The sequence below is a fragment of the Flavobacterium sp. genome (assembly GCF_004211145.1).
Classification (GTDB): domain Bacteria; phylum Bacteroidota; class Bacteroidia; order Flavobacteriales; family Flavobacteriaceae; genus Flavobacterium.
The window spans coordinates 127,066-148,596 of the sequence record NZ_SEBS01000011.1; the positions used below are offsets into that span (position 1 = coordinate 127,066).

General features: G+C 48.0%; 14 protein-coding genes. 5 read left to right on the forward strand and 9 right to left on the reverse strand.

The features are described from left to right. Positions 1-55 precede the first annotated feature (55 nt). Complete coding sequence (locus EOO50_RS07580; protein ID WP_290839009.1) at positions 56-226, forward strand: hypothetical protein; 171 nt, start codon at positions 56-58, stop codon at positions 224-226. A gap of 179 nt (positions 227-405) precedes the next feature. Here the strand turns inward: EOO50_RS07580 and EOO50_RS07585 are convergent, their stop codons facing one another. Continuing rightward, positions 406-1,719, reverse strand: a complete 1,314-nt coding sequence (locus EOO50_RS07585; RefSeq protein WP_290839010.1) for a LamG domain-containing protein — start codon at positions 1,717-1,719, stop codon at positions 406-408. Between the two features lie 152 nt (positions 1,720-1,871). On the opposite strand from EOO50_RS07585, the gene EOO50_RS07590 reads away from it, so the two are divergent. The 3 genes from EOO50_RS07590 (at position 1,872) to EOO50_RS07600 (ending at position 5,733) form a co-directional block, all read left to right on the forward strand. Next, positions 1,872-2,399 carry a sigma-70 family RNA polymerase sigma factor gene (locus tag EOO50_RS07590; protein ID WP_290839012.1) on the forward strand — a complete coding sequence of 176 codons (528 nt, stop codon included), beginning with the start codon at positions 1,872-1,874 and terminating at the stop codon, positions 2,397-2,399. 135 nt (positions 2,400-2,534) lie between these two features. Further along, complete coding sequence (locus EOO50_RS07595; RefSeq protein WP_290839013.1) at positions 2,535-3,431, forward strand: FecR domain-containing protein; 897 nt, start codon at positions 2,535-2,537, stop codon at positions 3,429-3,431. Beyond that, complete coding sequence (locus EOO50_RS07600) at positions 3,424-5,733, forward strand: TonB-dependent receptor plug domain-containing protein (protein ID WP_290839014.1); 2,310 nt, start codon at positions 3,424-3,426, stop codon at positions 5,731-5,733. Before EOO50_RS07595 ends, EOO50_RS07600 begins: the two co-directional genes overlap by 8 nt. A gap of 165 nt (positions 5,734-5,898) precedes the next feature. Here the strand turns inward: EOO50_RS07600 and EOO50_RS07605 are convergent, their stop codons facing one another. The 6 genes from EOO50_RS07605 to argS form a co-directional block, all read right to left on the reverse strand. Beyond that, complete coding sequence (locus EOO50_RS07605; RefSeq protein WP_290839015.1) at positions 5,899-6,336, reverse strand: hypothetical protein; 438 nt, start codon at positions 6,334-6,336, stop codon at positions 5,899-5,901. Positions 6,337-6,474: 138 nt separating this feature from the next. After that, positions 6,475-6,936 carry a hypothetical protein gene (locus EOO50_RS07610; RefSeq protein ID WP_290839016.1) on the reverse strand — a complete coding sequence of 154 codons (462 nt, stop codon included), beginning with the start codon at positions 6,934-6,936 and terminating at the stop codon, positions 6,475-6,477. A 251-nt stretch (positions 6,937-7,187) separates the two neighbouring features. Continuing rightward, positions 7,188-8,681, reverse strand: a complete 1,494-nt coding sequence (locus tag EOO50_RS07615) for an MBOAT family protein (RefSeq protein ID WP_290839026.1) — start codon at positions 8,679-8,681, stop codon at positions 7,188-7,190. Next, positions 8,681-10,099, reverse strand: coding sequence for a LysM peptidoglycan-binding domain-containing protein (locus tag EOO50_RS07620; protein WP_290839017.1), 1,419 nt, complete (start codon positions 10,097-10,099; stop codon positions 8,681-8,683). Before EOO50_RS07620 ends, EOO50_RS07615 begins: the two co-directional genes overlap by 1 nt. Beyond that, complete coding sequence (locus tag EOO50_RS07625; RefSeq protein WP_290839019.1) at positions 10,089-11,573, reverse strand: hypothetical protein; 1,485 nt, start codon at positions 11,571-11,573, stop codon at positions 10,089-10,091. The genes EOO50_RS07620 and EOO50_RS07625 overlap by 11 nt, the downstream gene beginning before the upstream one ends. A gap of 32 nt (positions 11,574-11,605) precedes the next feature. After that, positions 11,606-13,378 (reverse strand): arginine--tRNA ligase, encoded by a 1,773-nt coding sequence (gene argS / locus EOO50_RS07630; protein WP_290839020.1) that lies wholly within the window; start codon positions 13,376-13,378, stop codon positions 11,606-11,608. Between the two features lie 460 nt (positions 13,379-13,838). On the opposite strand from argS, the gene EOO50_RS07635 reads away from it, so the two are divergent. Continuing rightward, a complete protein-coding gene (locus EOO50_RS07635) occupies positions 13,839-18,431 on the forward strand; it encodes a choice-of-anchor L domain-containing protein (RefSeq protein WP_290839021.1) in 4,593 nt (1,530 codons plus the stop codon). A 1,201-nt stretch (positions 18,432-19,632) separates the two neighbouring features. Here EOO50_RS07635 and EOO50_RS07640 read toward each other — a convergent pair. Both EOO50_RS07640 and EOO50_RS07645 read right to left on the reverse strand, forming a co-directional pair. After that, positions 19,633-20,139: a L,D-transpeptidase family protein gene (locus tag EOO50_RS07640; protein WP_290839022.1), complete on the reverse strand. Its 507-nt coding sequence runs from the start codon at positions 20,137-20,139 to the stop codon at positions 19,633-19,635. 9 nt (positions 20,140-20,148) lie between these two features. Further along, entirely contained in the window at positions 20,149-21,156 is a 1,008-nt protein-coding gene (locus tag EOO50_RS07645; RefSeq protein ID WP_290839023.1) for a beta-ketoacyl-ACP synthase III, read from the reverse strand. Positions 21,157-21,531 lie beyond the last annotated feature (375 nt).

Below are 21,531 nucleotides of genomic sequence, written 5' to 3' on the forward strand. Positions count from 1 at the left end.
CGATAAAACGCTGTGGACGAGCGTACTTTTATGTTCAACTTTAAAACGGACGACCATGAAAACGATACATGCACTCAAAGCACTGGTTTTAGTATTCGCGACTTCGGCGATAATTTCCTGCGGATCCCAATACAAAGGATCGGCGGCTGACCGGACAGGAACCAACGGAGCGACGAACGGAACCGGGAAAGCGCCAAGTGGAACGGCACATAATTTCAGGTACTAGACCGCGCGAGGGATAGAAGTGGAAATCCTTTTTAGGGAAATCCTGCCAAGGTTTTCCCTAAAAAGATTGGAACAGATAGCCCGACCCAATCGCGATGAAAACGTGACTTTTACGAAAAAGTTCCGCGATTGGGACGCGCCCAAAATATAAAGCCGATCATTGCGACCGGCTTTTTCTTTTTACTCGAGGCAGGTATTGATATCGCCTTCGAGCTCGAACAATGTACCTATTTCAGTGCTGTTGAGCGAGCGTTTGTAGACTCGGATGTCGTCGATGAAACCTAGATATTCGCCTCCGATCGCATAGCCCAACATCTGCTGCGGGAATTCAGGATTCGCCGATTCCGCTACGAAATTGGCGTCGCGATACAATGTGAAAACCTGGCCGTTCCAAGTCACGGCAACGTGATGCCATTGGTCCAGGCCTTGCAGAAACGGCCAATCGGCTTCGTTGACGAACATATTTGGCGCGCTTGCAAACGGCGACCTTACCTCAGTTTGTATGTTGGGATTGCCCAAACCGAGCACGAATTCGCTGTTGCTGAGCAGGAATTCGGGCGTCAGGACCGACGTTTGGCGATTGAACCACAAACTTATCGTAAACGCGTTGTTTTGAATGAGATCGTTGTTTAAGTTTCCACTCACGAAGATCGACCCGCTTTGACCGCCACCGCCTAAAGAAACCGCACCGTTCGGATTATCGCTTCTATCAGTGACAAATGTCACGCCTTGTTGGTCGACCGATCCAAAACCGGTCAAATCGGCGATTTCGTTGGCGAAAGGCATGTACAGTATCAAGTCGTCGGTAAGGATTTGCGGGTTGTCGCAGGCGCAATCGGAGCCGGCCGTATCGATTGCGGAATTCAGCGCCTCGTTGCTGGAAATGCTGATGGTTGCGCCTTGAAAATCGACGGCGCTTATCGGATAATTGATTTGATAGACCGACGAATTCGGGAGATTTTCGAGGAATAAATAAAATTCCTTGTCGTTGTCTATCGTCTGGTTCAACGGATTTTGAGTACCCGTGTCGTAAGCCGAAACTGAAATCGGGTACACCAACGCCAAACATTCTATCTTTTGGAACGCCGTGCAATTCGAAACCAGCGCGTCGAATTCTTCTCCGCCAACGACGGTTTCGACATAGGCCGAATCCACGACCGTAATCGGAAACACGAAATCGACGGTCGCGCCTACGGGAGTCGCTTGTAAAATTTCACTTACGATTGTGTAATCATCGGCGTTTTGCACGGAGACGGTTTGTCCCGAAACGATCACATCGACGGGCAGCTTTACGCTGTAACAGTCGGTGCTGTCGATCACGTTGTCGATACCCGTGTTGTTCGCGGTCAGTCTTTGGATCTTCCTCGTAATCGCCGACGCCTTGTCGAGCTGGCCTTCGCCTACGATTATGCGATTCTCTTCCTTTTGGCACGAGAACAACGCCAATGCGGCAAAAACGAAAACCAGGAACTTCAATCTGCACAGCTTTTTCATAGTCGATGTAAAACGGTTTGCATAAAAACAGCCACGTTGCCGCAAACCCTACCAAAAATCATAATTTTAACGCAGCGAAAAAAATATCCTGCTAAAGGTAGGGTAAAATGTTTTGCGGCTGTTTCACCATTATCAAATCCGAATCGAGTTCCATGGAGATTCATTGTCCAATAGACGGCGTTTGCGAGGAAAGCCTGTTTGCCTCGCTGTTCAAGAAACACGTGAAGGTGTTGCGCAATTATTTGTTGTACAAGTTCGGCGACAGTGAAAAGGCGAATGACGTAGCGCAGGACGCCTTCATCAAGCTTTGGGAAAATTGCGCCGACGTGCCCGAAGAAAAGGCGAAATCCTATTTGTATACGGTTGCAAACAACGTATCCTTAAACAAGATCGCACACCAAAAAGTAGTCTTGAATTACGCCCAAACGGCAAATATCCGAAGCCAAACGCCCGAAAGCCCCGAGTATTTGCTGGAGGAAGAAGAGTTCAAAACCAAGTTGCAAAACGCCATCGCGAATTTAAGCGAAGCACAGCGCACGGCTTTTTTGATGAACCGGATAGATGGAAAAAAATACCATGAGATCGCCGAAATCCTCGACATTTCAGTGAAAGCCGTTGAAAAACGGATAAGTGGAGCGTTGGTTTCGCTTCGGAAGGAAATCGTTGGGTTTTCGATTTGAGATTTTAGATTGACAGAATTCAGATTTACAGATTTACAGAAGTCAGATTTACAGATTTACAGATCTACAGATTTTGATTTGGCCGATGATAACGAATGCCAATTCATAATTCATAATTTATAATTCATAACTACAATGGAGCATCTCGCAAAATGGCTTGCCGGTGAAATGACACAGGCCGAGCTTACGCAATTCCAGCGAACGCCCGAGTTCAAGGAGTACGAGCGCATCGCGCGATTGAGTTCGCAGTTGAAGCCCGAGGATATGGATGAAGAGGCGATGTTGGCGAACGTCATGTCGCGCGAGAAACGAGTTAAAGTGATTCCGATGTATCGCAAACCGATGTTCAAATTTGCAATCGCTGCGGTTTTGGTGATCGCGCTCGGGATTTCCTTCGTTTTTCGTCCGACCGATGCAATGATAAGCGAAATCGCTTCGAACGGAACCACGACGCACGCGCTGCTTCCGGATCAATCGCAAATCGCGCTGCAATCAGGATCGCAGATCGAGTACGATAAATCAAACTGGGAGGAAAACCGCAGCCTCACGCTCAAAGGCGAAGCGTATTTCAAGGTCGCGAAGGGAAAGAAATTCGATGTAAAAACGTCGCTTGGGACCGTGACCGTCGTCGGGACGCAATTCAATGTCAGGGCGCGTGAAAATCGTTTCGAAGTCGAATGTTATGAAGGGAAAGTTCGCGTCAAAAACGATAATTCTGAAGTGCTGCTCACGAAAGGACAACTCGTTATTTTTGAAAACGGCGACAAAATCCTCGATGGGGAAACGCAAAGTTCCGAACCGGAATGGACCATCGGCGAATTGCGCTTCCGTTCGGCCACTTTGGAACAAGTCGTCGCCGAAATCGAGCGCGTATACGACGTCGACATCGAAATCAAGAATACATCGCCGAGCAAGTTAACGGGATCGCTGCCCGCCAACGACTTGCAGAAAGCCGTCAAAATGTTGTGCGCGACCTATTCGCTAAATGCCGAAACAATCGATAAAAAAATAGTACTTTCAGCTAATGAATAGACTTTTACGGGCGTTGTTTTTTGTGCTTTTTACCGTTTGCAGCCTGAACGCGCAAACCGGTATGGGCAAGCAATTACCGCTGCGTGAAATACTTTCGGGTATTGAAAAACAACACGACGTCACGTTCACGTTCCTCGACGAAACGATCGCGGGAAAAATCGCCAGCGCGCCTCCGAACGAGTATTCGCTCGAACAAAAACTCGATTTTCTTCGTCAGCTTACACGGCTGACTTTCGCGTTTCAGGACCGCACGCACATCGGGATTTCGGCGTCGGAACCTGAACCTACCTTGAATGACACGCTGTCGGAACAACTCGACGAAGTGCTCATCGCCCAATATCTCGCCCAGGGAATCTCGAAAAAAGCCGACGGGTCGCTGCGCATAAAACCGCGACAATTCGGGTTGCTTCCGGGTTTGGTCGAGGCCGACGTATTGCAAACGATGCAACAACTTCCCGGTGTTTTGAGCGTCGACGAGACGATTTCGAACATCAACGTTCGAGGCGGAACCCACGACCAAAATTTGTTTTTGTGGAATGGCATCCGAATGTACCAGACCGGACATTTCTTCGGGTTGGTTTCAGTGTTCAGCCCGCAGTTGCCGCAGACGATCGACATTTATAAAAACGGAACGCCGTCAATCTTCGGCGAAGGCGTTTCGAGTACGGTAAATATTTCCACGAAGCCCGCCGATTCCACGATTGCGGGTTTCGCGGCAAATATGATCAGTGCCGAATTGTACGCGCAGTTTCGTCTGTCGAAAAAATCGGGATTGACGATCTCAGGCCGGCGATCGGTTACCGATTTATTCGATTCGCCCACATACAAAGCGTATTCCGACAGAATTTTCCAAAATACCGTCGTGACCGATCTGCAAAGCAACGAAACCGTGAAATACGGCGTCGATAAGGAATTTTATTTTTACGACGTTTCGCTCAAGTACGACCGGATCGTCGGCGGGAAAAGCCGGTTTTCAATCAGTGCGATCGCGGTTTCGAACAGCCTCGACGTCACGCAGAAAAAATTGGAAACGGGAACGTCGACCGCTAAAAACAGCAACCTCGACCAGCAGAATTTGGGCGCGTCCCTCGATTGGCAAACCAAGTGGAACGCGAACAATTCGACGCAGATCAGCGGCTATGTGTCGTCGTACAAATTGGATGCGATGAGCCGATCGGTGCAGAACGACCAGCAACTCGACCAGCAGAACGAGGTTTTGGACACCGGAATCCGACTCACGAATACGCACAAATTGTCGGAAAAATTGGTTTTCGAAAACGGTTATCAATACAACGAAACGGGAATTTCGAACTACGACGACATCAACGATCCCGAATACAACCGCCGCGCGAAAACGGTTTTGAGAAACCATGCCGTTATTGCACAATTGCGATATACGTCGGGCGATAAAAGGCTTTTCGTGCAGCCGGGTTTGCGATTCAATTACTACGATCGATTCGGAAGTACGCGTTTTGAGCCACGACTGCAGTCGAATTATAAGTTGACCGACGATTTGCGTATCGAGGCACTCGCCGAATTCAAAAGCCAGACGTCGTCTCAGGTAATCGATCTGCAACAGGATTTCCTCGGGCTTGAAAAACGTCGTTGGATGCCCAGCGACGACGGTTCGGTGCCTATCCAAAAAAGTTTCCAGTCGTCTTTGGGTTTCACTTATGAAAATTCGGGCTGGCTTTTGACGCTCGACGGTTTCTATAAAAACGTGAGCGGAATCCCTACGGCGAGCCAATCGTTCCAGAACCAATTGGAATTTATCCGAATCAACGGCGATTACAAGGTTTGGGGTTCCGAAGCCTTGATCCAAAAGACCTTCGGCGATTTCCGGACTTGGGTCAGCTACAGTTTCAATAGAAACGAATATACGTTCAACGGTTGGACGCCTCCGAATTTCGCGAACAATTTTGAGATCGTGCACGCATTGTCGGCCGCGGCGAGTTACGAAGGAAAACGACTGAAAGCATCGTTGGGCGCGAAATGGTATACGGGCAAACCGCAAACGACTCCGATGGCGGGACAAACGAGCCCGAGCTTCGGACAAATAACCTACAATGATCCGAACAGCTCGAATCTGGACGATTATTTTCAGGCGAATTTCTCGGCATCTTACTTGTGGAAAATATCGGCCCGAACGGCCTTTTCGTTGGGTTTGTCGGTGATGAATCTGTTTGACAACCGCAACATCATCAACCGTTATTACCGCATCAACGATGAGAATGTGATTGAACGCGTGAATACGTATTCGTTGAAACGCACGCCGAATTTGTCGTTGAAATTTATTTTTTAGATTGTCAGATTTCAGATTGACAGATCGACAGATTCGCTTGTCTTAATTCAACGTCAGGACATCTTTCAATCTGTAAATCTGTAAATCTGATGATCTGTAGATTTTCCAATCTGACCAAAAAAAAACCAGCCGTTTCCGACTGGTCTTCCTTATTGAGTAACCTAACTAATTTTTTTCGAGGATCATCGTATCGTCCACCGTGTCCTGATCGACGTATTTCAACGTGATCTTGTCGTCGGTGAGTGTAATGATGCGCCAGTGGTCGTTGAGGATCGCGAAATTCGGTTCGTCCGCAAAATACATCGTGATCACCTTGTATCCGGCGCTTGAACTTGTCTGGTTGGGCAGCGAATACGATCCGGTCCAAACGTCGCTTGCGGCTGTTGCCGTAACCACGCCATTGTTGAAATCGAAATCGGTATCGGCAAAATTTCCCGAAAGATCGCTGCCGTCCTTGATTAGACTGCTGATGCGCCATTGGCCGTCTTGAACCGTGGTACGGACTTTCTCTATTGAAGTTCCCGACGGATTGTTGTCGTCATCCGAACAAGAAGTTACGACAGCCCCAACTATCGCCATGCATAAGAATACTAGTTTTTTCATCGCTGCTATTTTAATGTTTGTCGGGACGAAAATAACTGAGAGCGACTAAATTGCAATTCTACTTAACAAATTTATAAGTTTTTTACCACAAAAAAACCAGCTGTTACAAGCTGGTTTTCGCAAAGAATACAAATTCTTTTAATTTCTTTCGAACGTAAGGTAATCGGTACCGCCGTCGCCGCCGCTGATATGGCTCAGCCTTACCCTATTTCCGGTGCGCTCGAGCGTGTACCAATCTTCGCTGATTTCAAGAAAATCGTCGGGCGAACCGAATGTAAGGTTCAGATCGGGGTTCGATCCCGGATTGTCGTCGTCATCGTCATCGGTAATCGTCCAGACGCCATCGAATGTGTCGGTACCGTTTGATGCCGAAACAGTGTTGTTGTCGTTAAACGTAAAATTGAAGCCCGAAAAATTTGAGATTTCATCGATTCCGTCCTCGCTGTAGGACGTCACGCGCCACGTCTGGTTCGTGATCGTGTTGGTAAGCGCCTGGACGGTGATGTTCGCGTTATTTCCGCTGCCATCGTCATCGCTCGAACATGATGCGCTACCCAGCAAAAGTGCCGCGGCAAACATCGAATACATTGCTTTTTTCATACTGCAGGTCTTTAGGTTAATTTTAATGGTACATTAAAGTACGACCTATTTGTTGGAAAAAGTATTTGGAGAGCGGACTTTGGGAAAAGTTTTTGATTTTTGGGTTCACGGTTCAGGGTCTAGGGCTCAGGGTTCGTTTACGTAGACAATCGACGTTCAAGAGAATCCATACACTAGAAACTAACATACAATAATGAGTCAAAACCTTGCACCTTGCACCTTGCACCCTGCACCCTGAACCCTGAACCTCGCTAAAACTGAAAATAAATAAACGGCTGCGGCCCGCTCGTCGCCGTCGCGTAAACCACCCAATACGTAAGCGCCAAAACCAATGCTTTACCCGGAATCGGGAGTTTGTCGAACGCGAGTTTGAGTGAATCGATCCAACGCGCGGGCAGGAAATGCCACACATACCCGATGAACATCACGATAAAGACGTTTCTATAACCCGACAAGATCGTAAGCCATTCCTGAGGTTTGAAATCGAGTTTCGCGATGTTTCCGATGACTTCGAATGCCGTCGTGAAATCCTTCGCACGGAAGAAAATCCAACAGAAAACGACGAAATGGAAAGTAAGAATGACTTTGATCGCCCATGAGAATCGGTTCTTCGGGATCGGTAAAACGCCTTTGAACAAACGTTCCACGACGAGCGCCAATCCGTGCAAAACGCCCCAGATTACGAACTTCCACGACGCTCCGTGCCACAATCCGCCGAGTAGCATCGTGAGAAACAGGTTCAGATACGTCCGGAATTTTCCTTTGCGGTTTCCACCGAGTGAAATGTACAAGTAATCGCGCAACCAAGTCGAAAGCGAAATGTGCCAACGACGCCAGAATTCGGTCACCGAAGCCGATTTGTAAGGCGTGCGGAAATTCGTCGACAACCTAAAACCCATAAGCATCGCAATACCGATCGCCATGTCAGAATAACCCGAGAAATCGCAGTAGATCTGAATCGTGTAACCGTATGACGCCATGAGATTTTCAAACGGCGTGTACAAGTTCGGCTGGTCGAACACACGGTCGACGAAATTGATCGAAATGTAGTCGGAGATCACGGTTTTCTTGAGCAGACCACCGATGATCAGGAACAACGCATAGTTGACTTCTTCCCGTGAAAGCGTGATTTTCTTATAGATCTGCGGCAGGAACTCAGACGCGCGCACGATCGGGCCGGCGACGAGTTGCGGGAAGAACGAGACGAAGAACATGTAATCGAGAATGTTCTTGGTCGGCTGCAACTCTTTTCGATAAATATCGATGATATAACTCATCGACTGGAACGTGTAGAACGAAATCCCGACGGGCAAAATGATGTCATGAAACGCTACGTTTCCGTCGAAAATCCCATTGTAATTGTCGATCAGGAAGTTCGTATACTTGAAATAGCCCAAGAAACATAAGTTCAGGATGACACTCAATACCAAATAGAATTTTCTATACGCCTGGATCGTTTCCTGGTGCAGCATTTTTGCCAAATTGTAATCGGTTACGCCCGAAATGAGCAGCAAACAGAAATACAATCCGCTCGATTTATAGTAAAAAAACAACGAGAACGCGAACACGTAAAGGTTGCGCATCGCGTGTGTTTTCGACTTTAATGTCAAGATATAAATCGGGTAGAAAATAAGGAACATGCCCAAAAACAAAGGCGTGTTGAACAGGATCGGCTCTTTCGGGTTGAACGTGAACCAGCTCTCGTAATTCGCGAGGAACCAATTTTGTATGTCAATCCAGCTCATCATTTGCCCGATGTTTTAAAATCCTGATAACCTTTTAAAATCGCTTCGGTGAGCAACGCGCCCATTTTGGCGTAACCCGCATTCGTGTAATGCACACGGTCGCCGCCGATCAGGCCTTTTTTGGCATTTCGCCCGACGCCGTACAAACCGCCCAATTGGGAATACAAATCCCAGGCGGCATAAGTCGTGGGCGACGATTGATCGATTGATTTTTGCGCATAATCGGCTGCGAACGTATTCGGGTAACGGCGTTTGAAAAGCGATGGCGGCGGCGTCAAGACCAACACTTCGACTTCGGGATTCTGCCTTTTCAAATTCGCGATGAACGCGTCAAGTTGCGCCATGTAATCGTTTCCGGACATTTTGTCGAATGATTCGTTGGTTCCCAGGGAAACGATGACCAAATCTAATTGCAATGCTTTCGTCTGCTCGAAAAATTCGGGATATTTGTTGTAATCCGACAGTTTCGCTCCATTTACGCCGACGCTGTGGTACAAAATTCCGGGCAAATTATTTTCAATGACGATGCCGCTCAATGCCACGTCGAACGCGCCTTCAGACGGAATCAAATAAATCTCGTCGAGCGAATTTTCAGATCGGTAAAAATGGGAAACCGCGTCTTCCTGCATTTGCAACGGAATGAATTCGGAGCGATAAATTTTCTTGGCTTCGCGGTCGTTGGTCGGAATCTTGAGCGACTTTCCGGCGCGGATTCGGTCGGATTTCAAACCGTTCGCTTTTTTGATGGCCGAAATCGACACGTTGTATTTGTCGGCGATCGAACCTAAAACTTCTCCGTTTTTGATCTTGTGTGTAATTTTTTTAGTTACTTCCGATTCCATCACGATCGTTTTCTTCGCGGTCGCGACGTCGAACAACGGACGGTTTTGTGGCGTAATGACTCGGATCAGGTTGAATGCGTTATTGTCCGATTTGGTGTCAAATTCAATGGCGAAATCACGCGCGTTCGTAATCAATGCAATTCCACTAAGACCGACCGGATAATCGGGATTCACCGAATTAATGTTGCGCCAGCCGTTCCATTTCGCGTTCGAGGTGAATTTGTAGTCACTTGAACCATTCGTGCCCGCCAATCGGTGCGGAAACACGAAGCCGCGTCCGCCGTTTCCGAAGATATTCTGCAAGTCCTTGCGCGTCTTGTCGGTGAACAAATCGGCCTGTATGTGAGAATCGCCGACGTGCAGGATGTTGATCTTGCGGTCGCGTTTCTGTTCGAGTTCGGCGAGTTTCGTGTAGAATTTCTTCATCGCGCCCGCGTTCTGGATCTGATTCGCTGGAACCGGAACCTCAACCGTATCGACATCGATCGAATCGACCGCTACGTAGGAAGAGTCGGTTTGGGCGGACACTTTCGTGAAACCCAATAGTAATAAAAATAGAAATAATTTAATCCGCATCGGTAGAATCGGTTTTGCGCATCAAACTGTCGGATGGTGCTTTTTTAGGCGTTTCGGTTTTCTTGTTCTGGCGCAAAACCTTGAATTGGTCGTAACCTTGCTTGAGCTGCGTGTAGATCAGGCTCGCGAATTTCTTGGCGCCTTTGAAGTTCGGGTGCGTGTAATCTTTTCCGGCCATCGCGGGTTGTTCCTCGACCCATTTCACCATCGAGCCGTTTCCGCCCATCAACATATAGAGATTCACGAATCCCGATTTGGTATTGAGCGCATATTTTTTCTGAGCGACAGTCAACGGAACGACGGCCGAATCGGTCTTCATTTCCATGTCGTACTTCGTCGATTTGTCGGCGGTCGAAATGATCAAAATGGCCGCTCCCGGGAAACATTCGTGGATGCGGTTCACGGTTTTGGTCATCGCGCGTTCGTACCATTTGTAATCGAGCGTGCCGTAATTCAACACGTTGGTTCCGTAGTGAAGCACGATTAGATCATAGCCGAGTTTGTCCTGGAACGCGTTCATCAATTGCACGTTGAACTTCGAAATCGGGATTCCCGAGTTGCCGCGTTGCGAGAAATTGTCGACGTGGACGCCTTTTCCGTCATCGAAATTGAAACCATAGACGGGAATTGAATCGGCTTTGTGGAAATCGGCCTTGATCGCTTTGAGTGCGCCCGAAGCCAGCGTTACCGTATTCAATGTATTGTTCGCCGCGAGTTTTTTGCGGATCGTGTCTTTGCCGGTTATGTACGAAACGACGCCGTTCTTGTTCGTTGAGCTTCCGAAGAAAACCGTCGGATTGTCGAGATCGTGGTTGAATTTCCCTTTGCCCGACTTGAATCGCACCCATTCGGTGTGAGCCGTGTCGTTCGCGAAAAACACGTGGCCGTTCACGCCGAATGCGCGTTTCGGATATTTGATATTCAAATACGATTGCATTTTCCAGTTGCCCGAATAGTCGTGCTTGATCGAATTTCGCGACGCCGCCGATTCGGACGTTATCGGAACGAAACCAACGCCTCGCCCACCGAATTGTTCCTGCAAACTCGTGCGCAAATCCTCGACGATCATGTCGCCGTCGGTCATGGAATCCCCGAAATATGCGATTCGGACGTTGCCGCTTCCGGTGGTTTCGAGCTGGTATAGTTTCTCGTAGAACGAGATCAGGTATTGGTTGCCTTTGTAGTCTTCGAATTTTTCCTCGGGAAATTTGATGCCGTCAGTCTCGTAATAAACGACAGGTTGATTGTCGAGCCCTTTGCCGTTCTCGGCTCGGGGTTCGGCTTTCGCGCCTTCTTTCTTCTCGGCTTCGAACGCGTCGATGAGCATTGAATCGATCAGGACGTTTTTAGTCGTGCCGGCCTTGTCGGAGAAAATTTTCTTGGGAAGAAACTGTTTCAAACCCAGAAAAAATCCTGCTGATAATAGCACGATCAGGAATGATGAAAAGAAATATGATTTACCCGATGCCTCCAATTATTAATTGTTAATTGTTAATTATTAATTGACTACATTCTCTCAGGAACAGTAATCCCAAGCAATCCAAATCCAGTTTCAATCACGTCGGCGACCTTCTTCGACAATTGCGTACGGAAAACTTTTTCGTTCAGGTTTTCAGCCCCTAAAATAGGAACCGATTGATAGAACGAGTTATATTCCTTGACCAATTCGTATACATAGTTTGCGACCAGCGCCGGGCTGTGGCCTTTTGCTGCGTCTTGGATGACTTGCGGGAATTCCGACACGAGTTTCAGCAATTCCTTTTCCTTTTCGTGCAGGTCGATATCGGTGATCGACGCCGAAATATCGAAGTCGGCCTTTCTTAGAATCGAACGGATCCTCGCGTATGTATATTGAATGAACGGCCCCGTGTTTCCTGCGAAATCGACTGATTCTTCAGGGTTGAACAGGATGCGTTTCTTGGGATCAACCTTTAATATGTAATATTTGAGCGCGCCCAAACCGATGATTTCGTAGAGTTTCGCTTTTTCGTCTGATGAATATCCGTCGAGTTTGCCGAGTTCTTCCGAAATCTGTTTTGCTGTCGCGGTCATGTCGTGCATCAGATCGTCGGCATCGACAACCGTTCCTTCGCGGCTTTTCATTTTCCCCGATGGAAGGTCGACCATTCCATACGATAAATGGAACAGGTTTTCGGCCCAATCGAAACCGAGTTTTTTCAAGATCAGGAACAACACTTTGAAATGGTAATCCTGTTCGTTCCCGACGGTGTAAACCATTCCCGAAATGTCCGGGAAATCCTTCACGCGTTGGATCGCGGTTCCGATGTCTTGCGTCATGTAAACTGCGGTACCGTCGGAGCGCAATACGATTTTACGGTCGAGGCCTTCATTTGTCAAATCGATCCACACAGAACCGTCGGGATCTTTCTCGAAAACGCCTTTTTCAAGCCCGAGTTGCACGACTTCCTTTCCTAATAAATACGTATTCGATTCGTAGTAATTCTTGTCGAAATCCACTCCGATTTCCTTGTATGTCTGTTCGAAACCTTTGTAAACCCAACCGTTCATCTTGTTCCAAAGCGACACTACTTTTTCATCTCCGGCTTCCCAATCGCGTAGCATTTGCTGGGCTTCGACGATGATCGGAGCTTGTTTTTTGGCGTCGTCTTCTGATTTGCCTTGTGCTTTCAGGTCTTCGATTTCGCTTTTGTAATGTTTGTCGAATTCGACGTAATATTTTCCGACGAGTTTGTCGCCTTTCAATCCCGATGTTTCGGGCGTTTCTCCATTTCCGAATTTCTCCCATGCGAGCATCGACTTGCAAATGTGGATGCCGCGATCGTTGATGATCTGGGTTTTGTAGACTTTATGGCCGGCGGCCTTCAATATCTCAGCGACCGAATAACCTAACAACACATTTCGAACGTGGCCCAGATGCAATGGTTTGTTCGTATTGGGCGAGGCGTATTCGACCATTACGGCCTCGGCGTTAGGATTGCCGTATCCGAAATTGGAATCGTCTTTTATGTTCTTGAAAAAATCGAGATAATATTCGTTCGAGATCACGATGTTCAAAAAGCCCGCGACAACATTGAAATCGCTGACTTCGTTGACGTTGTCTTTTAAGTATTGACCGATTTTGTTTCCGATTTCGGCTGGATTTCCTTTGATTACTTTCAACAACGGGAAGACCACGAGCGTGATGTCGCCTGCAAAATCGCGTCGCGTCGCCTGGAACTCAAGGTGTTCAACGCTGGCGCCAAACAGTTCGCTGACTGCTTGTTGGATGTGCGGCAAAAGGATTTGCTGTGGTGTCATTTCAATGTGTTTTTTAGGCGTGCAAAGATAGGTTTTTTGTGGTGAAGTGCAAGGTGGAAAGTACAAAGTGCAAACTGTCGGAAAAAAAACAGAAACCTGATTATCCAAGGACACGCAACATCCGAAAATTTGAAAAGACATAAGTTCAATTTACAACGCAGAAATCGGTTATGTCGATTCAAGTTTCAAATTCCTTTATCGACTTCCTTTTAACAACTTACGATCGAAAACGTTGTAACCTATCGATTACATATCTACGCGTCGCACCCTCGACAATCGAACTTCGCTTCGTTTAGAAACAAAATACAAACCGAATTGTAAGAATTAATCCCTAAATAAAATAAAATTTATGCATTTCATCGACTTTTTTTGCTTTTAATCGATATTTAAACACATATTTGTCCCGTCAAAAACATTTACGAACAACTAAACATTACGCAGTCCCTTAGCGAATTATGTTATGAAAAGATTCTTACTCATTTTAACTGTCGTGTTTTCCTTACCAGTTGTCGCCCAGCCGATCACGGTGAATACGAATGCTTACTCAGTTCCCCAACTGGTAAACAGCGTGCTCATCAATTCGCCCTGCGTGCAGGCAAACAATATTACGTGGAGCACGGGTTCGAACTTCGGTTCGTCGAACGGCATCGGGTATTTCCAAAACACGAATCCGAACTTTCCAATGTACGCCGGCGTTGTCCTTACAACGGGTAGCGCGATCCACGCGGCAGGCCCGAACACGAGCATGTTAAGCGACGGTTCCTCGAACTGGCCCGGAGATACATCGCTCGAGGCAACTCTTGCTCAAGCTGGAATTACGATGTCGTCCACAAACGCGACAGTACTTGAATTTGATTTTACACCCATTTCGCCCCAATTCAATTTTGATTTCGTATTCGCTTCAGAGGAATACGGGAATTTCCAATGCCAGTTCAGCGATGCGTTCGCGTTTTTGCTGACCAACATGAACACGGGCGTAACGACCAACTTGGCGTTGGTACCTAACACGAATACGCCAATCTCGGTGGTTACGATCCGTGACTTCTTGTACAATTCAAGTTGTGCTTCGGCCAACGCACAATACTTTGGAAGCTTCAACGGCGGATCGGCTGCGGCTGGATCGGCTACGAATTTCAACGGACAGACCGTGCTTTTGAATGCGGCCTCGACGTTGGTTCCGAACACGCCTTACCATATTAAATTGGTGATTGCCGACCGTACCGACTACGAATCGGATTCGGCGATCTTCATTGCGTCCGACAGTTTCAACATTGGCCAACAGGTTTTGGGACTCGATATGACTGTCGCATCAGGAACTGCGGTTTGTTACGGTCAATCGCACACGCTCGATACAGGTTTACCCGCTGCTAACTACACGTTTTCCTGGACAAAAGGCGGTTCTCCGATTGCAGGAAACGGCCCGGCGATCAACGTAACCGAACCTGGAACATACGCCGTTACCTACGCGAACATCAGCAACGTTTGCCAGGCGACTACCGACTCGATCACGATCGAATATTATCCGCAGATCATCACGCAAAACCCTACTACATTATATAAGTGCGATACCGGCGCGGCCAGCTACAGCTTCAATTTGGCGCTGAATACGCCGGTCGTCAGCGCGGGATTGCCTGCGGGAACGCAAGTTTCTTATTTCGCGAGCCAAGCCAATGCGAACGACAACATCTCGCCTTTGCCGGCAAACTATACGGTTCCCGGCGATACGACGGTTTACGTCCGCATCCAAAATCCTACTACCGGTTGCCATACCGTAAAATCCTTTTTGCTCGACATTACCAACGGACCGGTGGCAAACGCGCCCCAAGACATTACCGTATGCGAGGTTTCGGCTACGCAACATGCGGGAATCGTGAACGTTGCCACATTGACATCACAAGTTCTTGGATCGCAACCTGCAGCGATAAACATCGTGTCTTACCACCATTCACAAGCTGAAGCGAATGCGGGAACCAACCCGATCACGGCTTTGCTTTCAGTGATTGACAACCAAATCATCTATGTCCGCGTCCAAAACGTGACCGACCCGACTTGTTACGTGACCACGTCATTCGCGGTTCACTTGATGCCTTTCCCTGTCGTCGACCAGATGCAACCTGTCGTCGTGTGCGAAAGCTATACGTTGCCGCCGCTTGATAACGGAAATTATTTCTCGGGAATCAACGGAACGGGAACGGCTTTGTTCGCCGGAGATGAGATTACCGAAACCCAAACGGTTTACATATTCAACCAACCCGGAGGCCCCGGAAGTTGCAGCGCTCAAAGTTTCTTCCTCGTGAGAATCTTGGATCCTGAAACCATGTCGCCATCTGATGGAACATATTGCGGAAGTTATTCAGTGCCGAGTGCCGAGCTGGGAGCATTTTTCTCACAACCGGGCGGACAAGGCGATCCGATTCCAGCCGGAACGACCATCTCGACATCACAGACGCTTTACTTCTATTTCACGACCGAAATCGAACCGTTCTGCGTCATTGATACTGATTTCGACGTGACGATCATTCCACAGGTCGCGGTTGCCGATTATGACAATGTCTTCGATTGTACGTCGTACACGCTTCCGGCTATCGGCTCAGGAAACTACTTTACGGGACCGAACGGAACTGGCGACCAACTGACAGCGGGAACTGTAATTACTGCGACACAAACGGTTTATGCGTATGCACAATCAAACACATCGCCCGTGAATTGCACATCTCAGGAAAGTTTTGTCGTGCAGATCGGGCTTGACGCTCCAGCCGACGTTTCCCAATGCGATCCATACACGTTGCCGGCGCTTCCTGTCGGGAATTACTACACCGAAGCTGCGGGTGCGGGAACCATGATTCCTGCGGGAACGGTGATTTCGACGCCACAGACGATTTATGTTTACGCAGGAGCGAATGATTGCATGCCTGACCGTCATTTCACGATTTCGGTGTCACAGCCGGCGATCGATACTGTCGGCAACCAAACGGTTTGCGGCGGTTACGTCTTGCCTGCAATCACGAACGGAAATTACTTCACTGGCCCGAACGGAACCGGAACGGCTTTGCAGGCCGGGGATTTCGTCGGAACCACACAAACGATCTACATCTACAAACAGCTCAACGCGTTGTGCAGCAACCAGAACAGTTTTACGGTTACGGTAAATCCGGCGCCTGCTATCGATTCGCGCTCGAACATCGACGTCTGTAATTCGTATACGTTGACGACGCTCGACGTCGGGAATTACTTCACCGGCCCGAACGGAACGGGAACGCAACTTGCGGCAGGAACGGTAATCACCGAATCTCAGGTGCTTTATATTTATGCGACAAACCCGAATCCGCCATTCTGTACGGCCGAAAACAGTTTCGAGATCAACATTTTCTCGATCGAGGCCGACAGTTTCCCAGCAGCCACGGCTTGCGACAGCTTCGTTTTGCCGGCTTTGAGCGACGGAAACCAATACTATAAATTCTCGGGCGGACCCGCAGCGAATACCGAAAACGACATTTTGATGCCTGGCGACGTGATCACGCAATCGGGAACGATTTTCATCTACAAGGAATCAGGAGAACGCATCAACTGTACCGATGAGAATTCATTCCAGATCACGATCAACCAAACGCCTGCAATAGGAAATATCCCGAATGCGAACGCTTGTAATTCTTATGTATTGCCGGCTTTGACCATCGGAGATTATTACACGGGTTCTTTGAAAACCGGAACGCTTTTGCACGCCGGCGACACGATTTCTACATCGCAAACTATTTACGTGTATGCCGAAACGGGAACGACTCCGAACTGCTACGACGAAAAACCGCTTCAAATCACGATCTTCAACGTCGATGAATTGGCTGCAGTCACGACCTGCGACAGCTTCACGCTTCCTGCGCTTACGGTCGGTGGTTATTATACCGGACCTGGCGGAACGGGAACACATTTGTACGCCGGAAACCAGGTTTCGCAATCGGGAACGATCTATATCTATGCGCAATCGCCTTTCACACCGACTTGTTCCGATGAAAGTTCGTTCGTACTTACAATTGTCGACCAACCGGTTGCCAATCCGGTTCCTGCCGCGATCGCGACGACTTGCGACGAAGACGGAACCAACGACGGCATCACGGCATTTGAATTGACGGCACTATCAGCCACTGTTCTGGGAAGCCAATCCGGATCCGAATTCGTCGCGACGTATCACGAATCAATGGCCGACGCTACGGCGGGAACCAACGCGGTTACGACATCGCAACTCCCGGTCGTATTCGTACGGGTCCGCAATACGCTCACCGCCGACTGTTTCGCGGTGCGCGCCATCAGCCTGCATGTAAATGTGTTGCCTGAACCGACGCCTGAAGGAGGAATCGTTTGTTTCGATTCGGAAACTGAAACGTTGCTGAATCCATTCACGATCACAAGCGGACTAAGCGCCTCGACGCATACGTTCCAATGGCTCAATGAAGCCGGGGAAATCGTAGGTACGGGAAGTTCTTATGTGGCTGTCGTTCCCGGAGATTATACCGTGATCGCCGTGAGCAATGCCACGGGTTGCGTTTCCATGCCGGTAACCGTTACCGTTGAGGGATCGGAGCCAGCGGTTGTTTCGTATACGACGAGCGATAATTTCAGCGATAACATGACCGTCACGGTGACTGCGGTCGGAACAGGAGATTATGAATATTTGCTCGACAACGGCATCTGGCAGGACAGCAATGTGTTCGAGAATGTTTCATCGGGCATACACACCGTTACCGTTCGCGATAAGAATGGTTGCGGATCGGCGAGCGCGAGTGCCTTGGTCGTGAATTATCCACATTATTTCACTCCGAATGCCGATGGCGTCCATGATACTTGGAACATCGTCGACTTGCACGACCAATTGAATTCGGACATCACGATTTTTGACCGCTACGGAAAACTGATCACGAAGATCAAACCAAGCGGTTCAGGATGGGACGGAACCTACAACGGTAAGCCGATGCCGTCGACGGACTACTGGTTCAGCGTGAATTATACTGAGGACGGAGAATCGAAAGAGTTCCGCGCCCACTTCTCCATGAAAAGATAGATTTTCTCATATTAGATTTTTTTTAAAAGAGGCGTTGTGAGTTAGCGCCTCTTTTTTTTGTTTAATTGTTTTGTTGTTTAATTGGTTAATTGTTTAGTGGTCGAAATAAATTCGTTTCAATTTGTAACAAGATTCCCAGGTCGAAGTCTAACGGCAGGATCAATCGGTTCGAGGCCGTAATCGCGACAATCGTTGTTGCATTATTGCCAAAACAATTCATGGCATTCGACAATTTTGAGCCGAATATCACGTTTGATTTGGAGCTTCGATCTTAATACGAAACGCGATCGATGGAAGTACTTGTGTTTCAAAACGGTACGATAACACTAAACAAGGCGCAGCACGTTTCTGTCGCAAAAAAGATAAATTAGAAATTGAGTTAAAGAAATTTATTGTTGTTTAGTATAGGAGCTCGGGCGTAATGCACCCGAGCTTCATTTTTTATATACCTTTCAGCTTTGCTAGAATTAAATTGTTTTGACCAACCGTTGGAGTTCGTCGCCTGCAGCTGGCCTTCTTTTGTCTGGCAACAAAAGAAGCAAAAATGCCAAGCGCCAAGTCTCTCGGCGACCCGGCATCGCGCGAAAATCCTACGCGACAAAACTCGCTGCGCTCAAACAGGTTGTCGCGCTTTACGAATTTTCGCGCGGCCGGGTGCCCGCCTGTGAGACTAAACGGCGCGTCGAATTTGAAGTCTTTATTGATTTTCGGCTTGCGTGCCGCGCCGAAAATGCTTCCAAAAGAAGATTTTTCGACAGCCTTTGGCGGCGCTTAAAGCGAACTTTTTCCAGAGAACAGACTTAATTGGAATTAATAATTTGTTTCGAAGACGATTTTGCAAAGCGCAGCGGCGCAAAATCACAAATAAAAACTACCGAATAATTTGCGACTTGTGAAATCGGGCGTAAAAAATCACGTAAAGAATCCGTTAAGAGCGACAATCGTCGAACAATAATAACGAATCCCGTTAAAAAGCAAACAACGACAAAGTATTGACAATGGCTTTGTCGCTTAGGATTCAAGCGTAGATTTTTAGCCCGATTTTACTGTCGCTATCGCATTTTTGCTTCTTTTGTTGCGAGACAAAAGAAGGTGACGTAAAACACCACGCCCGCGAGGCAGACGCGTCACTCGACATAAATCTATTTCGTGAAGCGAAAAAAAATCGCTAACTGTTTTTAATTACGCTTCAAAAAAAACATTACGGATGTATCGTAATTTTGGCGTCAGGAGCGACCGAATTGAAAAGCTCTTCCATTTCCTCGTTCGTCACCGCAATGCAACCCATCGTCCAATCTTTCCAACGGTGGAATTTTCCGATGGCGCCGCGTCCGTTGCGAAGGCCGTGGATTTTCACCATGCCGCCGGCGGATTTGCTTTGGGAAGACGCGAAAGACTTGTCGGATTCATTGGGATACGAAATGCCGAGATTCTTGTAGTAGGAACTGTTTGGGTTGCGCTCGTTGATCGTGTAAGTTCCCTCGGGCGTTTTGCGGTCGCCTTCGAATTGTTTATGTCCGACGGGATTCCGACCCAACGCGATCGTGTACATCTTGAGCAGTTTCCCGTCGGAATATACGGCCATGCGATGTCTGGATTTCCAAACTTCGATAGAATCGATGACGGCGTTTTCACGCAATTTCGGTTCCGGCCAAACGTAGTAAGCGGCCAATATTCCGACAAAAAGTATAAAGATGACGACTGCCATTTTCTTCATTTACCAGCGGATGATCGCGCTCGCCCAAGTAAATCCTGATCCGAAAGCGGCCAGCACGACCAAGTCGCCTTCCTTGATTTTTCCGGCTTCCCACGCCTCGGTCAACGCGATCGGCACCGAAGCCGCGGTCGTGTTCCCGTATTTTTGGATGTTGTTGAACACCTTATCGTCGGGTAGCTGGAATTTTTGCTGGATGAATTGGGAGATACGCAAATTTGCCTGGTGTGGAATCAACATGTCGATGTCGGGAACCTGCAGATTGTTCTTCTGCAAGCCTTCCATGATGACTTCCGAGAAGCGCACGACGGCATTCTTGAATACGAATTGACCGTTCATGTGCGGCAGGTAACTCTCGTCGTTCGGGTTGTTGTCGTTGATGATGTCGGTAACCCAACGTCCGCCCATTCCCGGAGCGGTTACGGTGAGTTCGAGCGCGTGTTCGCCTTCAGAATGCAGGTGCGTGGACAGGATTCCTTTTTGAGGATTTTCCTCTCGCGTCAGGATTGCGGCTCCTGCCCCATCGCCGAAGATTACTGAAACGGCTCGTCCGCGATCGGTCATGTCGAGCCCGAGTGAATGTACTTCAGAACCGATGACGAGCACGTTTTTGTACATTCCTGTCTTGATGTACTGGTCGGCGACTGAAATCGCGTATACGAATCCCGAACATTGATTGCGTACATCAAGCGCTCCGACGGTTCTCAATCCCAATTCCTTTTGGACGAGAACGCCAGGTCCCGGAAAGTAATAATCAGGACTTAACGTGGCAAAAACCACAAAGTCGATGTCGTTCGGGCCGACGTTGGCGCGTTCCATCGCGATTCGTGCGGCTTTGACGCCCATCGAAGTAGTCGTGTCTTCGCCTTTTATGATGTGACGTCGTTCCTGGATTCCCGTGCGTTCCTGGATCCAGGCGTCGTTGGTGTCCATGATTTTGGAAAGATCGTCATTGGTGACTATGTTTTCAGGCACGTAGAAACCGAGGCCCGATATTTTTGAGTTGTACATATTTTGAGCATTTGATAAAAAGCAATGGTTGAAATTGCTTATTCTTTAAAAACAGGTACAAGATAGTTTTTTTGGGGATAACTGGGAAACGTATTGTGATTTGGGATTTGTCACTGCGCTATACCGTAGTTTGTCATTCTTACTTTTTTGTTAGCCACAGATTCACGGATTTCTAAAACCGTTGAGATTTTGCTTCGCTTTGATTCTTGCGGATTCATCCTGCGTCGGACAACCGATAAATTCCGACAGCTAATGTTTTGGCCACGGATTCACGGATTTCCGCAGATTTCTGGCGGTTGTTGAGTATTTGATTTTAAAAGATTTATCTTAGGTTGAATGACATTACAATTGTCGACGTATTACATTTTGTTAGCC